A 206-nucleotide genomic window follows, 5' to 3' on the forward strand; every position below is an offset into this window, starting at 1 on the left:
GGCGCTACGGCGTTTCACTTCTGAGTTCGGCATGGGGTCAGGTGGGACCACCGCGCTAGTGCCGCCAGGCAAATTCTGTTATCAGACCGTTTTTACGTTCTGATGTAATCTGAATCAGTGCTGAAAATCTGTCTTCTCAACCGCCAAAACATCTTCGGCGTTGTAAGGTTAAGCCTCACGGTTCATTAGTACCGGTTAGCTCAACG

General features: G+C 50.5%; 1 rRNA gene. It reads right to left on the reverse strand.

Features of this window, described 5'->3' with window-relative positions:
* A 5S ribosomal RNA gene (gene rrf, locus NAZ64_RS22470) occupies positions 1–69 on the reverse strand; the annotation flags it as partial.
* Between the last annotated feature and the right edge of the window lie 137 nt (positions 70–206).

The organism is Salmonella sp. A1325 (assembly GCF_056991255.1).